This window comes from Pseudomonas sp. 58(2021) (genome assembly GCF_017491585.1).
Taxonomy (GTDB): Bacteria; Pseudomonadota; Gammaproteobacteria; order Pseudomonadales; family Pseudomonadaceae; genus Aquipseudomonas; species Aquipseudomonas fluorescens_BT.
In genome coordinates this window covers 34399-52584 of sequence record NZ_JAFGYZ010000035.1, presented here as the reverse complement: position 1 = coordinate 52584, position 18186 = coordinate 34399, and the positions used below count along the sequence as shown (strand labels likewise).

Below are 18186 nucleotides of genomic sequence, written 5' to 3'. Positions count from 1 at the left end.
GATGAGAATGGCCGTCGATGTCGATCTGCAATGTGCAGGCGCTTTTGTCGATCAGGAACGAGAACAGCCGGATCAGCGGATACACCGTCGGCCGCCCGCCGACGATGCCGGTCAGGCCCGGCGCCATGCCGGTGGCGGCCTGGGCGATCTCGCGGGAGAACAGGATCAGCGCCTGTTTGTTCGGGTGGCGCACGGCGAGTTTGATCACCACTTCGCGGCTGTCCCGGCGCTGGCCGTGAGGGCCGTAGGTGGCTTCGCTGCCAAGCAGCTCGATATGGGTTTCGGTGTAAGGGCCCCAGCCGCGTTGCTCGAGCATTTCCGAAGTCTTGTCGATGATCGCCTGACTGACGCGCCGAGCCTTTTCCACCGCATCGATGCCGGCGATCAGGCAACTGGCGGTACAGCGGAAACCGTCCGGGTATGTCGCACTGACCTTGTATTTGTCGCTGGGTGGCAGGCCTTTGGCGCCGTGGACCCGAACCGCGTTTTTGCCTTGTTGCTGAAGTTTGACCTGACTGAAATCGCAGACCACATCGGGCAACAGATAGGCCTGGGGATCGCCGATTTCGTAAAGCATCTGTTCGCCGACGGTCAGCGGCGTGACCAATCCGCCGGAGCCTTCGGGTTTGCTGACAATGAACTGGCCGTCGGCGCTGACTTCGACGATCGGAAAGCCGATGTGTTCGTAATCCGGCACGTCGCGCCAATCGGTGAAGTTGCCGCCGGTGCACTGCGCGCCGCATTCGATGATGTGCCCGGCCAGGGCGGCTTGCGCGAGTTTGTCGTAGTCGTGCCACGACCAGCCGAATTCATGCGCCAGTGCGGCGCTGACCACTGCACTGTCGACCACCCGGCCTGTAATCACAATATCGGCGCCCAGGCGCAGCGCTTCGACAATGCCCGGCGCGCCGAGGTAGGCGTTGATCGACACGCACATCGGCGGCAGCGGGGCGCCGCTGAACATTTCCGTGATGCCTTGGGAGGCGAGGTGTTTGAAGTGAGGTTGCAGGTCATCGCCCGACAGCACGGCGATTTTCAGTGCCACGCCAGCCTTGTCGCAGGCCGCTTGCAGGGCGGCGGCACAGGCCTGGGGATTGACCCCGCCGGCATTGCTGATGACGCGTATCTTCTGTTCGGCCAGTTGCGGCAGCAGGGGCGCCAGGACTTCGATGAAGTCCCCGGCGAACCCAGCCTGCGGGTCCTTCATTCGCGCGCCGGCCATGATCGACATCGTGATCTCGGCCAGGTAGTCGAACACCAAATAATCCAGCTTTCCACCGGCTACAAGCTGCGCGGCGGCGGTCGAGGTGTCTCCCCAGAATGCGCTGGCGCATCCGATGCGAACCGTGGTGGGCATTTTCATCTCCGACTCAGCAACCTGTGACAGAAGTGCATCGAGGCTACCAAGCAAGCGCTTGGTTTGTAAACAGGCGAAATTATCTTCTGCCCAAGCGCTTGCTTGGTCGCGGCCGGCGGCTTAAATTGCCCGCGCAACCCTGCGGTTTCAGGGCGGCAGACGACTGAACGACTGTAGGAGAGAACGGGTGGACGAGCAAAAAGCCCTGAAGGTCATGCGCGAACTGGTCGACGAAGGCCAGTTGACCGACCCGGACAGCGCTCGCGGCAAACTGCTGCAAGTGGCGGCCCACCTGTTTCGCAACAAGGGCTACGAACGCACCACGGTGCGCGACCTGGCGGGCGCCGTGGGTATTCAGTCAGGCAGCATCTTTCATCACTTCAAAAGCAAGGATGAAATCCTGCGCGCAGTGATGGAAGAAACCATCCGCTACAACACGGCGCTGATGCGGGCGGCCCTGGCCGATGCGGCCAATGTCCGCGAGCGGGTGCTGGCGCTGATCCGCTGCGAATTGCAGTCGATCATGGGCGGCAGCGGCGAAGCGATGGCGGTGCTGGTGTATGAATGGCGCTCGCTGTCCGAAGACGGTCAGGCCAAAGTGCTGGCGCTGCGGGACATCTACGAAGAACTCTGGCTGCAAGTGCTGGGCGAGGCCAAGGAGGCAGGGTTCATTCGAGGTGACGTGTTCATTACCCGACGTTTTCTCACGGGCGCGCTGTCCTGGACCACCACCTGGTTCCGCGCCGGCGGCAGTCTGAGCCTCGATCAACTGGCCGAAGAAGCGCTGATTCTGGTGCTTGAAGAAGGCTGATCACTTTCTATCGGCCCGGGAAACTGGCTAACTGGGCGAAACCGCCTAGCTTGAATGCATGGAACGGTACTTTTTCGGGGAGTGGGGTGTTTTGAAGTCTTCGTCAAATCGGACGGCCGCCGGGCTGATGTTCGCAGCGCTGGCTGCATCCTGGGTTTTGCCTGCTCAGGCGGTGCAAGTGGTTCGGGTGGGGGCTGCGCATTTCCCGCCTTACACCATTCGCCCGGAAAACGGCGCCGACACGGGGCTGCTGCCGGAATTGGTCGCTGCATTGAACAGTGCTCAGAGCGACTACCGTTTTGAGCTTGTCCCCACCTCGATTCCACGACGGTTCGGCGATTTCAAGGAGGGCCGCACGGACATGGCGATCTTCGAGAATCCGGACTGGGGCTGGAAAGACATTCCCCACACCACGGTCGACATGGGGCTGGAAGACGCGGAGATTTTCGTCGCGGAAAACGAACCCGGTCGCCAGCAGAATTACTTCGCCGATCTCAAGGGCAAGCGCCTGGCGTTGTACAGCGGCTATCACTACGAGTTCGCCAACTTCAATGCCGACCCCAAATACCTCGCGGAAACCTACAACGCCACGCTGACCTATTCCCACGACAGCAACCTGTTGATGGTGCTGCGCGGTCGGGCGGACATCGCCCTGGTCACTCGCTCGTATCTGTTCGATTACCTGCTGCGCAACGCAAAGGTACGCGACGAGTTGCTGGTGTCCCAGCGCATCGACCAGATCTACCACCACTACGCGATTCTCAGGCCAGAGGCACCGATTACCGGCGAAGCGTTCGGCAAGCTGCTGCAAGGCCTGCGTGACAGCGGGCAGATGCTGAAGATCTTCGATCCGTACAAGATCGCCGTGGTGCCGGTGCCTCGCCCATGAGTTGCGGTTTTTACCGTCCGGCCTAAATTTCCCGCCCCGGCTCACGTCCCATCGTTGAACTGTCGACGATTATCGTGAGCCCGACCCATGTCCAATCTGAATGACCTGATTGCCCTGGCCTTGCCTTCGGGCAGTCAACTGATAGCCGATGCCACTGAAAGCCGTCTGAGCCTGAGCCTGGACGGGCAACCGCTGATTCGCCTGCGCCTTGATCGTGAAGGTCAGGGGCCGATCCAGATCGATGAACGTTATGCATTGCCACCGGGCCAGGCGCTGTGGGCAGCCTGTTATTGGCTGTTTGCCCGGGATCCGGCGCGTCAGCAATTGATCTGGCAACTGGATCAGGCGCCGACCGAAGCCTTGCTCAGCGGTTTGCTGGTGAGCACGGACGTGGCGGGCGAATACCGCTGTGAACGCACACTCTTCTGGCAACTGCCGCAACCGTGGCTGGGTACTTCGCTGACCGGCAGCTACCCGCAGCAAATGGTCATCAGCAACGGCAAGCGTCATCCGCTGCGTCCGGTGAAGCCGCGAGGTGAAGTCTATCGGCGTTTCGATGCGCGTCTCGGTGCGTGGATTTCCCTGCGGACCGTGGAGATCGAGCAGGATCTGGCGCGTTTCAACCGCTGGCAGAACAGTCCGCGAGTCGCCAGTTTCTGGCAGGAAGAGGGCAGCCTGGAACAGCATCGCGAGTACCTGAGCAAGCTCGACGCCGATCCGCATACGCTGACTCTGATCGGCTGTTTCAACGACCAGCCGTTCGCTTACTTCGAAGCCTACTGGGCCAAGGAAGATCGCATCGCGCCGTTCTACGATGCCGACAATTACGACCGTGGCATTCACATGCTGGTCGGGGAAGAAGACCATCGCGGCCCGCACAAGGTGGCGAGCTGGTTGTCGGCATTGGTGCACTACCTGTTTCTGGATGATCCGCGTACTCAGCGCGTCGTCGCCGAGCCGCGTGCCGACAACGCGAAGATGATCGGCCACATGCACAACCAGTGCTTCCACTGCGAAAAGGAGTTCGACTTCCCGCACAAGCGTGCGGCGTTGATGATCCTGGGGCGCGAGCGGTTTTTTGATCGCTGCAAACTGGCGTGACGTTTCGCTGAAACAAAAAAGATCGCAGCCCTTCAACGAAGGCTGCGATCTTTTTTTGGGTGGCCTGCTGTCAGCGACGGTTTGCGGTCATGACATCTGCACGGCTGCCCGACACCTTGCGGCAATGCACCAGCGCATCGCGAATCATGAAATTGACCAGGGTCGGCGAAACGCCGAGTTCCTTGGCGATGTCCTTTTGCGGTACGCCGTGCAGACGGTACATCTCGAAGGCGTAGCGCGTGCGGACCGGCAGCTCGGTCAATGCATCGGCAATGTGTTCCAGGGTCGAGAAGTTGATGTGCGAGGTTTCCGGCGAAGCGCCCTGAATGACCACGTTCAACCCTTCCTCCTCGGGGCCGGCGTACTTCTGCTCCAGCGCCTGTTTGCGGTAGTGATCGATGGCCAGATTGCGCACGATCTGGAACAGATAACTCAGCTGGGCCTTGATCGACGACGTGATCGGCGGCGCCGATTGCAGTCGGAAGAACGCATCCTGCACCACATCTTCGGCGCGTGACCGGCAGCCGGTAATGCGAGCTGCAATCTTGACCAGAATCAGTCGATTGTCGACGAATGCCTGAAGTAGCGGTGAATCGCACCTGCTTGTGGATACTTGTTCCGTCATGGAAATCACCTTGCTGCCAATAGGTTAGTGGGACGTCTGGGGGACGGGCCGTCCTACACATCGAGCGACAAATTATGTTGAATGATAATGATTGTCAATTGAGAAAGAGGGCTAATGATCCATAACGGTGCGAACTGAGAACTGCGACACGCCGCCGCACTCGTCCAAGCGCCCAGCCCCATTGGCGATCCAGCCTGCCGACTAATTATTTCAAGACGTCATCCGTTCTCATTGGTGAATGGATCCGGGTACGCAGCCCCGGACCTACCGCATTCCAATGCCTTGCACGGTCGGCGAAGACCGTGTCCCGCATGCCTTGCTCAGGCATGCCGCAGCCAACCCGATTCCACCAGCAAGCCGAATTCAGGCAGGAAACCTCATGACCGACGCGTTCGAACTCCCCAGCACCCTGGTCCAAGCCCTTCAGCGCCGCGCGGCCCTGACGCCGGATCGGCTGGCCTTGCGCTTTCTCGCCGAAACCGAGGAGCAGGCTGTGGTGCTCAGTTATCGCGAACTCGATCAGCGCGCCCGCACCATCGCCGCGGCGTTGCAGGCCGAGGCCGGATTCGGTGATCGCGCGGTGCTGCTGTTTCCCAGCGGCCCGGATTACGTCGCGGCGTTCTTCGGTTGCCTGTACGCGGGTGTGATCGCGGTGCCGGCCTATCCGCCGGAGTCGGCCAAGCGTCACCATCAGGAACGCCTGCTGTCGATCATCGCCGACGCCGAACCGCGTCTGCTGCTGACCAGCGCCGGCCTGCGCGACGCCTTGCAGCAAATCGAAGGCGCGCCGCCGCTGTTGTGCGTCGACACCCTCGACAACGCGCTGGCCGAGCGTTGGGTCGAGCCGACCTTGCCGCAAGACCACATCGCTTTCCTGCAATACACCTCCGGCTCCACCGCGCTGCCCAAAGGCGTGCAGGTCAGCCACGGCAACCTGGTGGCCAATGAACTGCTGATTCGCCACGGTTTCGGCATCGACGTGAACCCGGACGACGTGATCGTCAGCTGGCTGCCGCTGTACCACGACATGGGCCTGATCGGCGGTCTGCTGCAACCGATCTTCAGCGGCGTACCGTGCATCCTGATGTCGCCGGCATACTTCCTCGGCCGGCCGTTGCGCTGGCTCGAAGCGATCAGCCAATACGGCGGCACCATCAGCGGCGGACCTGACTTTGCCTATCGACTGTGCAACGAACGGGTCAGCGAATCGGCGCTGGAACGCCTCGACCTGAGTCGCTGGCGCGTGGCCTATTCGGGTTCCGAACCCATCCGTCTCGACACCCTCGAACGCTTCGCCGAGAAATTCACCGCGTGCGGTTTCAGCGAAGACAGCTTCATGGCGTCCTACGGTCTGGCGGAAGCGACCCTGTTCGTCGCCGGCACACCGCGCGGCACAGGGATTCCTGCATTGCGCGTCGACGATCAGGCTCTCGCGCAGAACCGCGCCGAAGCGGGCGAGGGCAGTCCGATCATGAGCTGCGGCATCAGCCAGCCCGATCATGCGGTGCTGGTCGTTGAGCCGAGCACGCTTGAAGCGCTGGCCGACAACGCTGTGGGTGAAGTCTGGGCCGCCGGCCCGAGCATCGCCCTCGGCTACTGGCGCAACCCCGAGGCCAGCGCCAGGACCTTTGTCCAGCACGCCGGCCAGACCTGGCTGCGCACCGGTGACCTGGGCTTCATTCGCGGCGGCGAACTGTTCATCACCGGTCGCCTGAAAGACATGCTGATCGTGCGCGGTCACAACCTCTATCCGCAGGACATCGAGAAGACGGTCGAGAACGAAGTGGAGGTGGTGCGCAAGGGCCGCGTTGCGGCGTTCGCGGTCAATCAGAATGGCGAGGAAGGCATCGGCATCGCAGCGGAAATCAGCCGCAGCGTGCAGAAAATCCTCCCGCCCGAAGCGCTGATCAAAGCCATTCGCCAGGCCGTGGCCGAGGCGTATCAGGAAGCACCGAGCGTGGTGGTGCTGCTCAATCCAGGCGCATTGCCGAAGACCTCCAGCGGCAAGCTGCAACGTTCGGCCTGCCGCAATCGTCTGGCCGACGGCAGCCTCGACAGCTACGCCGTATTCCCATCAGGCACTGCTGAAACCGCTCATGAGTCGACCGCGTCCGCCTCCGAACTGGAAACGCTGATCGGCAAAATCTGGGCTGAGCAACTGAACGTCCAGCAAGTCAACGCCGACGATCACTTCTTCCTGCTCGGCGGTAACTCAATCGCCGCCACCCAAGTGATCGCCAAGGTTCGCGAAGAGCTGAGCCTGGAGCTGAACCTGCGCATGTTGTTCGAAGCGCCAACCCTGTCCGCTTTCGCCGCTGCCGTGGCGCAGCAGCAACAGGACGGCAGCAGCGCCCAAGGGGAAATCACTGCGTTGTCGCGCAACGAAGCACTGCCGCAATCCCTGGCGCAAAACCGTCTGTGGATCACCTGGCAGCTCGACCCGCACAGCAGCGCCTACAACATTCCCGGCGCCCTGCGCCTGCGTGGCGAACTGGACGAGGATGCCCTGCGCGCCAGTTTCCAACAACTGATCGAGCGCCACGAATCCCTGCGTACGCGTTTCTTCGAACGCAACGGCGTGGCCCTGCAACAGGTCGAAGCGGCGGGCGAGTTCAACCTGCAACTGATCGACATCAGCGACCTGCCGGCCAGCGAGCGTGAAGCCCGCGCACAACAGATCCGCGAAGACGAAGCCCGTACCCGGTTCGACCTGGAGGAAGGCCCGCTGCTGCGGGTGACGCTGGTTCGCCTCGACGACGAAGATCACCAACTGCTGGTGACGATGCACCACATCATCGCCGACGGCTGGTCGCTGAATGTGCTGATCGACGAGTTCTCGCGTCTGTACGCCGCCGCTTCCCAAGGCCAGCGTGTAGAGCTGGCGCCGCTGCCGACCCAATACGCCGATTACGGCAGCTGGCAGCGCCAGTGGCTGGCGCAAGGCGAGGGCGAGCGGCAACTGGCGTACTGGAAAGCGCAATTGGGTGATGAGCATCCAACGCTGGAACTGGCGACTGACCATCCGCGTTCCGCCAAACAGATTCACAGTGCTGCACGCCACAGCGTTCGACTGGGGACCAGCCTCAGCGAATCAATCCGCCAGACTGCCCAGGCCCATCAATCCACGCCGTTCATGTTGTTGCTCTCGGCGTTCCAGAGCCTTTTGCATCGCTACAGCGGCCAACGCGACATCCGCATCGGCGTACCCAACGCCAACCGTCCGCGTCTGGAAACCCAGGGCCTGATCGGCTTCTTCATCAACACCCAGGTGCTGCGCGCCGACGTCGATTCGCGACTGCCGTTCACCGAACTGCTGGCGCAAACCCGTCAGGCTGCGCTTGATGCTCAGGCGAATCAGGACCTGCCATTCGAACAACTGCTCGAAGCCTTCCCGCAGGCGCGCGAACAAGGTCTGTTCCAGGTCATGTTCAACCACCAGCAACGCGACCTGAGTGCGCTCAAACGTCTGCCGGGCCTGCTCGCCGAAGAACTGCCGTGGCACAGCCGCGAGGCCAAGTTCGATCTGCAATTGCACAGTGAAGAAGACCGTAATGGTCGCCTGAGCCTGTCGTTCGACTATGCCGATGAGCTGTTCGACGCGACGACCATCGAGCGCCTTGCCGAACATTTCAGCAACCTGTTGCGCGCTGTCTGCGAACGTCCGGAGCAGGCCATCGGTGACCTGCCGCTGCTGACCGGCGGCGAATATTCTCAGCAAGACGCGTGGAGCGTCGCCCCGTGCGCCCCGGCGCAACAATGGCTGCCGGAGCTGCTGAATGATCAAGCGCGTCAGACGCCTGATCGCACCGCGCTGGTGTGGGACGGCGGCAGCCTGGACTTCGCCGAACTGCACGCCCAGGCCAACCGTCTCGCCCATTACCTGCGCGACAAAGGTGTCGGCCCGGACGTCTGCGTGGCGATAGCCGCCGAGCGTTCGCCGCAACTGCTGATCGGCCTGCTGGCGATCATCAAGGCTGGCGGTGCCTACGTGCCGCTGGATCCGGATTACCCGGCCGAGCGCCTGGCCTACATGCTCAGCGACAGCGGTGTCGAACTGCTGCTGACCCAGACTGCATTGCTCGACCGCTTGCCGGCCAGCGAAGGCGTCAGCGTGATCGCCATGGACACCCTGCACCTGGAAAACTGGCCGAGCCAGGCGCCGGGCCTGCACCTGCACGGCGACAACCTCGCCTACGTGATTTACACCTCCGGTTCCACCGGCCAGCCGAAAGGCGTGGGCAACACTCACGCGGCGCTGGCCGAACGGCTGCAATGGATGCAGAACACGTATCGTCTTGACCATACCGACGTGCTGATGCAAAAGGCGCCGATCAGTTTTGATGTGTCGGTGTGGGAATGCTTCTGGCCGCTGATCACCGGCGCGCGCCTGCTGATCGCCGGCCCCGGTGAGCATCGCGATCCGCATCGCATCGCGCAGCTGGTTCAACAGTACGGCGTGACCACGCTGCACTTCGTGCCGCCGCTGCTTTCGCTGTTTATCGATGAACCGTTGAGCGCCGAATGCACCAGCCTGCGTCGCGTATTCTCCGGCGGTGAAGCGCTGCTGGCGGAATTGCGCAACCGCGTGCTGGCGCAACTGCCGGCGGTGCAACTGCACAACCGTTATGGCCCGACCGAAACCGCGATCAACGTCACCCATTGGCATTGCAGTGTGGCCGATGGCGAGCGTTCGCCGATTGGCCGTCCGCTGGGCAACGTGGTCTGCCGCGTGCTCGACAGCGATCTCAATCCAGTGCCGTCCGGTGTGCCGGGTGAACTGTGCATCAGCGGCATCGGTCTGGCCCGTGGTTACCTCGGTCGCCCGGCGCTGACCGCCGAGCGTTTCGTGGTCGATCCGCTGGGCGAGCAGGGCGCACGCCTATACCGCACCGGTGACCGCGCACGCTGGACGAATGATGGCGTGATCGAATACCTCGGCCGTCTCGATCAGCAGGTCAAACTGCGTGGCTTCCGCGTCGAGCCGCAAGAGATCGAAGCCTGTCTGCTCGCTCAGGACGGTGTGGCTCAGGCCGCCGTACTGGTGCGTGAAACCGTCGCCGGCCCGCAACTGATCGGCTACTTCACAGCCGCGGACGCCAATGAAGATCAGGACGTACAAATCGCTCGCCTGATAACCGCACTGGCCGCCGAACTGCCGGAATACATGGTCCCGGCGCAACTGATGCGCCTGGACGCAATGCCCCTGAGCCCGAGCGGCAAACTCGACCGCCGCGCCTTGCCCGAGCCGCAATGGCAGGTGCGCGAACACGTCGAGCCGGTCACCGAGCTGGAACAGCAGATCGCCGCAATCTGGCGCGAAGTGCTCGGCCTGAAACAGATCGGCCTGCGCGACGACTTCTTCGCCCTCGGCGGTCACTCGCTGCTGGCCACGCAAATCATCTCCCGCACCCGCCAGGCCTGCGACGTTGAGCTGCCGCTGCGTGCCTTGTTCGAGCACAGCGAACTCGGTGATTTCGCCGAGCAGATCCGCCAGATCCAGGCCAGCGGCCGTACCAACAAACAGCCGCCGATCGCCAAGGTTGATCGCAGCAAACCGGTGCCGCTCTCCTATTCCCAACAGCGCATGTGGTTCCTCTGGCAGATGGAGCCGGACAGCCCGGCGTACAACGTCGGCGGCATGGCGCGGCTGCGTGGCGTCTTGCATGTCGAGCGTTTCGAAGCGGCGCTGCAAGCGCTGATCCTGCGCCACGAAACCCTGCGCACCACGTTCCCGAGCATCGACGGCGTGGCCCGTCAACAGGTGCATGCCGAGACCGGTGTGCGCATGGACTGGAAGGATTTCTCGACACTCGCCGCCGATGTGCGCGAACAGAAAGCCCAGCAACTGGCCGACGACGAAGCGCACCTGCCGTTCGATCTGGAGACCGGCCCGCTGCTGCGCGCCTGCCTGGTCAAGACCGCCGAGCACGAGCATTACTTCGTCCTGACCCTGCACCACATCGTCACCGAAGGCTGGGCGATGGACATCTTCGCCCGGGAACTCAGTGCGCTGTATGAAGCGTTCGTCGATGACCGCGAATCGCCGCTGGAACCGCTGACGGTGCAGTACCTCGACTACAGCGTGTGGCAGCGCAACTGGCTGGAGTCCGGCGAGCGTCAGCGTCAGCTCGACTACTGGACCGCGCAACTGGGCCGCGTACATCCACTGCTGGAACTGCCGGGCGACCGTCCGCGTCCGCCGGTGCAAAGTCACCGGGGCGAGCTGTTCCGTTTTGACCTCAGCGACGACCTCGCTGCCCGCGTCCGGGCATTCAACGCGCAGAACGGCCTGACCCTGTTCATGACCATGACCGCCGCCCTCGCGACCCTGCTTTACCGCTACAGCGGCCAGACCGATCTGCGCATCGGCGCGCCGGTGGCCAACCGGATCCGCCCGGAAAGCGAAGGCCTGATCGGCGCGTTCCTCAACACTCAAGTGCTGCGTTGCCAGCTCGACGGCCAGATGTCGGTCGGCGAATTGTTCGAGCAGGTGCGCCACACCGTGATCGAAGGTCAGTCCCATCAGGACCTGCCGTTCGACCATCTGGTGGAGGTGTTGCAGCCACCGCGCAGCGCGGCGTACAACCCGTTGTTCCAGGTGATGTGCAACGTGCAGCGCTGGGAATTCCAGCAGAGCCGCATGCTCGCCGGCATGACCGTCGAGTACCTGGCCAACGATGCGCGGGCGACCAAGTTCGACCTCAACCTGGAAGTCACCGACCTCGACCATCGCCTCGGTTGCTGCCTGACTTACAGCACCGACCTGTTCGACGAACCGACGATTGCACGCATGGCCAGGCACTGGCGCAACCTGCTGGAAGCGCTGATCGCCGACCCGCAGCAGCGCCTCAGCGAATTGCCATTGCTCGATGCACCTGAGCAACAACAGTTGCTCGACAGCCTAGGCGTCGAGCCGGGCGAGCATCGTCTCGACCAGTGCATCCATCACCTGTTCGCCGAACAGGCGCTGGCGCGTAAAGATGCGCCGGCCCTGACCTTCGCCGGACGGACCCTGAGCTACGCCGAACTCGACGCCCGTGCCAATCGTCTGGCCTGGGCCCTGCGTGAACGCGGTGTCGGCCCGCAAGTGCGGGTCGGTCTGGCGCTGGAGCGCTCGCTGGAAATGGTCGTCGGCCTGCTGGCGATCCTCAAGGCCGGTGGCGCCTATGTGCCACTGGACCCGGAATACCCGCTCGACCGTTTGCATTACATGATCGAAGACAGCAGTGTCGGTCTGCTGCTCAGCGACCGCGCGATGTTCAAGGCCCTCGGCGAACTGCCGTCGAACGTGGCGCGCTGGTGCCTGGAGGATGACAGCGCGGCGCTGGCCGATTACCCGGCCACCGAACTTCCGTTCATCAGCCTGCCGCAGCATCAGGCGTACCTGATTTACACCTCGGGTTCCACCGGCAAGCCGAAAGGCGTGGTGGTGTCCCACGGTGAAATCGCCATGCACTGCCAGGCGGTGATCGAGCGCTTCGGCATGCGTCCCGACGACTGCGAACTGCACTTCTATTCGATCAACTTCGACGCCGCCACCGAGCGTCTGCTGGTGCCGCTGCTCAGCGGCGCGCAGGTGGTGCTGCGTGCGCAAGGTCAGTGGGACGCGGAAGAAATCTGCGGCCTGATCCGCGAACACCGGATCAATATTCTCGGCTTCACCCCGAGTTACGGCAGCCAGTTGGCGCAGTTCCTCGCCACGCAAAACGACATCCTCCCTGTGCGGATGATCATCACCGGCGGCGAAGCGCTGACCGGCGAACACCTGCAACGGATTCGTGCAGCATTCAAGCCGAGCCTGTTCTTCAACGCCTACGGCCCGACCGAAACCGTGGTCATGCCGCTCGCCAGTCTCGTGCCAGAAGTGCTGGAAGAGGGCGCCGGCAGCGTGCCGATCGGCAGTGTGATCGGTGATCGCGTGGCCTACATTCTCGACGCCGATCTGGCGCTGGTGCCGCAAGGCGCGACGGGTGAATTGTTCGTCGGTGGCGCCGGTCTGGCGGTGGGGTATCACGAGCGTGCGGGCATCACCGCCGAACGTTTCGTCGCCGACCCGTTTGCCGCCGATGGCGGGCGCATGTACCGCACCGGCGACCTGGTGCGCCAGCGCGCCGACGGTCTGGTGGAATACCTGGGGCGTATCGACCATCAGGTGAAAATCCGTGGTTTCCGGATCGAACTGGGCGAGATCGAAACGCGCCTGCTCGATCACGACTCGATCCGCGAAGCGGTGGTGCTGGCGCTGGAGGCACTGAGTGGCAAGCAACTGGTCGGCTATCTCGTGACCGAGGTCGCTTCGCGAAGCGAAGCCGAGCAAGCCGAACTGCGCGAAGCCCTGAAGGCGCACCTGAAGACGCAACTGCCGGACTACATGGTGCCCACGCATCTGATTCTGCTGGCGAGCATGCCGCTGACCGCCAACGGCAAACTCGATCGCCGCGCCTTGCCGGCACCGGACCCGGAGCTCAATCGCCAGGATTACGTGGCGCCCAGCAACGAGCTGGAGCAGGCCCTGGCGCAGATCTGGTGCGAAGTGCTCAACGTCGAGCAGGTCGGTCTGAAGGACAACTTCTTCGAACTGGGCGGCGACTCGATTCTGTCGATTCAAGTGGTCAGCCGTGCGCGTCAGCAAGGCATTCACTTCAGCCCGCGTGACCTGTTCCAGCACCAGACCGTGCAGACGTTGGCGGCTGTCGCCAGCCGCAGTGAAACCGTGACCGCCGAGCAAGGTCTGGTGACTGGCGAATCGCGTCTGACGCCGATCCAGCACTGGTTCTTCGACACCGAAATTCCCGAGCGTCAGCACTGGAACCAGGCGTTGCTGCTGGAGCCGACTGTTGCGCTGGAACCTCATCGTCTGGAGCAAGCGCTGTTGGCGGTAATCGAGCAGCATGACGCCCTGCGTCTGCGCTTCAGCGAGATCAACGGTGCATGGCAAGCGACCCATCTACCGGTGACCGATGCCGCCGTGCTGTGGCAAGTCCGCGTGCCGTCGATGGACAAGTGCACCGAGCTGTTCGCCGATGCTCAGCGCAGTCTCGACCTCACCCAGGGCCCGCTGCTGCGCGCAGTGCTGGTCGATGGGCTGGACGCTCAGCAACGGCTGTTCATCGCGATTCATCACCTGGTGGTCGACGGTGTGTCGTGGCGCGTGCTGCTCGACGATCTGCAAACTGTGTATCGCCAACTCGACGCCGATCAGTCGGTGAAACTGCCGGCGAAAACCAGCGCCTTCAAGGACTGGGCGGCGCGTTTGCAGGCTTACGCCGGCAGCGAATCCCTGCGTGAAGAACTGAGCTGGTGGCAAGCGCAACTGGCCGGTCCGAACGCCGATTTGCCGTGCGAACGTCCCGAGGGCGGTCGCGAGAATCGCCATGCGCAAACCGTCAGCGTGCGTCTGGATGCCGAGCGCACCAAGCAGCTATTGCAACAGGCACCGAGCGCCTACCGCACGCAGGTCAACGACCTGTTGCTGACGGCGCTGGCCCGCGTGCTGTGCCGCTGGAGCGGTCAGCCGTCAGCGCTAATTCAACTGGAAGGCCACGGCCGTGAAACCCTGTTCGACGAGATCGACCTGACCCGCACCGTCGGCTGGTTCACCAGCGCTTATCCGTTGCGCCTGACCCCGCACAACATCGAAGAAGCCGCAGGGCAGGGCGCTTCGATCAAGGCGATCAAGGAACAACTGCGCGCCGTGCCGCACAAAGGGCTGGGCTATGGCGTGCTGCGTTATCTCGCCGATGACGCCAGTCGTCAGAGCATGGCGGCGTTGCCGAACGCGCCGATCACCTTCAACTACCTCGGCCAGTTCGACCAGAGCTTCGGCAGCGACACGCTGTTCCGTCCGCTGGATGAATCGGTCGGCGCGGCCCACGATCCGCATGCACCATTGCCGAACGAGTTGAGCGTCGACAGTCAGGTGTACGGCGGGGAACTGCTGCTGCGCTGGACGTTCAGCGCCGAACGCTACGACGCGCAGACCATCAACGAGCTGGCCGATGCCTACGTCGGCGAGTTGCAGAGCCTGATCGAACATTGCCTGCAGGACGAGGCCGGTGGCCTGACGCCGTCGGACTTCCCGCTGGCGAAACTGACCCAGGCTCAACTTGACGCACTGCCGGTGCCGGCGGCGCACATCGAAGACGTGTACCCGCTGACGCCGATGCAGGAAGGCATGCTGCTGCACACCTTGCTAGAACCGGGCACCGGTCTGTACTACATGCAGGATCGCTACCGCATCAACAGCGAACTCGACCCCGAGCGTTTCGCCCAGGCGTGGCAAGCGGTGGTCGCCCGTCACGAAGCGTTGCGTGCATCGTTCTGCTGGAACGTCGGCGAAGACATGTTGCAAGTGATCCACACCCCGGGTCGCACGCCGATCGAGTATCTGGACTGGAGCGCCATCGCTGACGTGGAGCAGGAACCGAAACTGCAAGCGCTGCTCAAGGCCGAGCGCGAGGCCGGGTTCGATCTGCTCAATCAGGCACCGTTCCACCTGCGCCTGATCAAGGTCGGCGCGGCGCGTTACTGGTTCATGATGAGCAACCACCACATCCTGATCGATGCCTGGTGCCGCTCGCTGCTGATGAACGATTTCTTCGAGATCTACACCGCGCTGGGCGAAGGTCGCCAAGCGCAACTGGCAGTGCCGCCGCGCTACCGCGATTACATCGGCTGGCTGCAACGCCAGAGCCTGGCCGAGGCACGTCAGTGGTGGCAGCAGAACCTGCAAGGGTTCGAGCGCACCACGCCGATCCCGAGCGACCGTCCGTTCCTGCGTGAACACGCCGGTGAAAGCGGCGGCATGATCGTTGGCGACCGCTACACCCGACTCAAAGTCGAGGACGGCGCCCGTCTGCGCGAACTGGCTCAGGCTCATCAGCTGACCATCAACACCTTCGCCCAGGCGGCGTGGGCGCTGGTGCTGCGCCGCATGAGCGGTGATCGGGACGTGCTGTTCGGCGTGACCGTGGCCGGGCGTCCGGTGGAGATGCCGGAGATGCAACGCACCGTCGGCCTGTTCATCAACAGCATCGCGCTGCGGGTGCAGATCCCGGCTGACGATCAGCGCGCCAGCGTGCGTCAGTGGCTGAGCGCTCTGCTCGACAGCAACATGCAATTGCGCGAGTACGAATACCTGCCGCTGGTGAACATCCAGGAACAAAGCGAACTGCCGAAAGGCCAGCCGCTGTTCGACAGCCTGTTCGTGTTCGAAAACGCCCCGGTAGAAGTCTCGGTACTGGACCGTGCGCAGAGCCTCAACGCGACCTCGGACTCGGGCCGTACCCACACCAACTTCCCGCTGACCGCCGTTTGCTATCCGGGCGACGACCTGGGTCTGCATCTGTCCTACGACCAGCGTTATTTCGACGAGTCGACCATCGAACGCATGCTCGGCGAGTTCAAGCGTCTGTTGCTGGCGCTGGTCGACGGCTTCCATGGCGACATGGCTGACCTGCCGCTGCTGGGCCATGAGGAACAGGACTTCCTGCTCCACGGCTGCAACCAGAGCGAGCACGACTATCCGCTGGAGCAGAGCTACGTCGAGTTGTTCGAAGCGCGGGTCGTGCAACATCCGCAACGCACCGCCGCCAGTTGCCTTGATCAGCAACTGAGCTATGCCGAGCTGAACCGGAACGCCAACCGTCTCGGCCATGCACTGGTCGCGGCCGGGGTGCAGATGGATCAACCGGTGGCGCTGTTGGGTGAACGTAACCTGGATCTGCTGGGCATGATCATCGGCAGCTTCAAGGCCGGTGCCGGTTATCTGCCGCTGGATCCGGGTCTGCCGAGCCAGCGTCTGCAACGCATCATCGAACTCAGTCGCACGCCAGTGCTGGTGTGCACCGAGGCTTGCCGTGAACAGGCGACGACCTTGCTGGATGAGTTCAGCTGCGCCAACCGCCCCCGTCTGCTGGTGTGGGAAGAGGTTCAGGCCGGCGCGGTTTCGTCGGCGAATCCGGGCCTCTTCAGCGGCCCGGACAACCTGGCCTACGTGATTTACACCTCGGGCTCCACCGGATTGCCGAAAGGCGTGATGGTCGAGCAGCGCGGCATGCTCAACAACCAGTTGAGCAAGGTGCCGTACCTGAACCTGAGCGACGCCGATGTGATTGCCCAGACCGCTTCGCAAAGCTTCGACATTTCGGTCTGGCAGTTCCTCGCCGCGCCGCTGTTCGGGGCGCGAGTGGACATCGTGCCGAACACCATCGCCCACGATCCGCAAGGCTTGCTGGTGCATGTTCAGCAGCAGGGCATCACCGTGCTGGAAAGTGTGCCGTCGCTGATTCAGGGCATGCTCGCTTCGGATCGCTTGAGCCTGGATGGCCTGCGCTGGATGTTGCCGACTGGTGAAGCAATGCCGCCGGAGCTGGCGCATCAGTGGCTGTTGCGTTATCCGGAGATTGGTCTGGTCAACGCTTATGGCCCGGCGGAGTGCTCGGACGACGTGGCGTTCTTCCGCGTCGACATGGCCTCGACTCGCGGCAGCTACCTGCCGATCGGTACGCCGACCGACAACAACATGCTGTACCTGCTCGATGGCGCACTGGATCTGGTGCCGTTGGGTGCGGTGGGTGAGTTGTGCGTAGCGGGCACCGGTGTCGGTCGTGGATATGTCAGCGATCCGCTGCGCACTGCGCCGGTGTTCGTGCCGAATCCGTTCGGAGCGCCGGGTGAGCGGCTGTACCGCACCGGTGACCTGGCGCGCCGCCGCAGTGACGGCGTGCTGGAGTACGTCGGTCGGGTCGACCATCAGGTGAAGATCCGCGGTTACCGGATCGAACTGGGTGAAATCGAGGCGCGTCTGCACGAGCAACCGGAAGTCCGCGACGGCGCGGTGGGTGTGCAGGAGGGCGTCAACGGCAAGCATCTGGTCGGCTACCTGGTCGCCGCAGATTGCGCATTGAATCAGAGCGAACGGCTGGAGCGGATCAAGCAGCGCCTGCGCGCCGAACTACCGGAATACATGGTGCCGCTGCACTGGTTGTGGCTCGACCGGTTGCCGCTCAACGCCAACGGCAAACTCGACCGCAAGGCCCTGCCGGCGCTGGAAATCGGCCAGTTGCAGAGCCAGGATTACCTGGCACCGCGCAGCGATCTGGAGCAGACCCTGGCCGATATCTGGGCCGAGGTGCTGAAGGTCGAGAAGGTCGGGGTACGCGACAACTTCTTCGAACTTGGCGGCCATTCGCTGCTCGCCACGCAGATCGCTTCGCGGGTGCAGAAAGCCCTGCAACAGGACGTGCCGCTGAGAGCGATGTTCGAGTGCAGCACGGTGGAGGAACTGGCCGAATACATCGAAGGGCTGGCGGCCAGTGACATTACCGAGGAGAAGGTGGATCGGCTCAATGACCTGATGGCGGCGCTGGAAGGGCTGTAAAGCACAGCCTGCGACAATGGCT

The 18186-nt window shown here is 63.0% G+C and carries 6 protein-coding genes; 4 read left to right on the top strand and 2 right to left on the bottom strand.

Annotated features, from left to right (window positions below; translation table 11 throughout):
* A partial coding sequence (locus tag J5M72_RS27675; protein ID WP_207868108.1) for an acyclic terpene utilization AtuA family protein occupies positions 1-1357 on the bottom strand: 1357 nt, incomplete at its 3' end.
* A 187-nt stretch (positions 1358-1544) separates the two neighbouring features.
* On the opposite strand from J5M72_RS27675, the gene J5M72_RS27670 reads away from it, so the two are divergent.
* From J5M72_RS27670 to J5M72_RS27660, 3 genes are all read left to right on the top strand, one after another.
* Positions 1545-2168 (top strand): TetR/AcrR family transcriptional regulator, encoded by a 624-nt coding sequence (locus J5M72_RS27670; protein WP_207868106.1) that lies wholly within the window; start codon positions 1545-1547, stop codon positions 2166-2168.
* 91 nt (positions 2169-2259) lie between these two features.
* Positions 2260-3057 (top strand): transporter substrate-binding domain-containing protein, encoded by a 798-nt coding sequence (locus J5M72_RS27665; protein WP_207868104.1) that lies wholly within the window; start codon positions 2260-2262, stop codon positions 3055-3057.
* An 87-nt stretch (positions 3058-3144) separates the two neighbouring features.
* Positions 3145-4158 carry a GNAT family N-acetyltransferase gene (locus tag J5M72_RS27660; RefSeq protein ID WP_207868102.1) on the top strand — a complete coding sequence of 338 codons (1014 nt, stop codon included), beginning with the start codon at positions 3145-3147 and terminating at the stop codon, positions 4156-4158.
* Between the two features lie 70 nt (positions 4159-4228).
* On the opposite strand, the gene J5M72_RS27655 is transcribed toward J5M72_RS27660, so the two are convergent.
* Entirely contained in the window at positions 4229-4783 is a 555-nt protein-coding gene (locus J5M72_RS27655; RefSeq protein ID WP_169431282.1) for an RNA polymerase factor sigma-70, read from the bottom strand.
* 379 nt (positions 4784-5162) lie between these two features.
* Between J5M72_RS27655 and J5M72_RS27650 the strand changes: the two genes are divergently transcribed.
* Positions 5163-18164 carry a non-ribosomal peptide synthetase gene (locus tag J5M72_RS27650; RefSeq protein WP_207868100.1) on the top strand — a complete coding sequence of 4334 codons (13002 nt, stop codon included), beginning with the start codon at positions 5163-5165 and terminating at the stop codon, positions 18162-18164.
* Positions 18165-18186 lie beyond the last annotated feature (22 nt).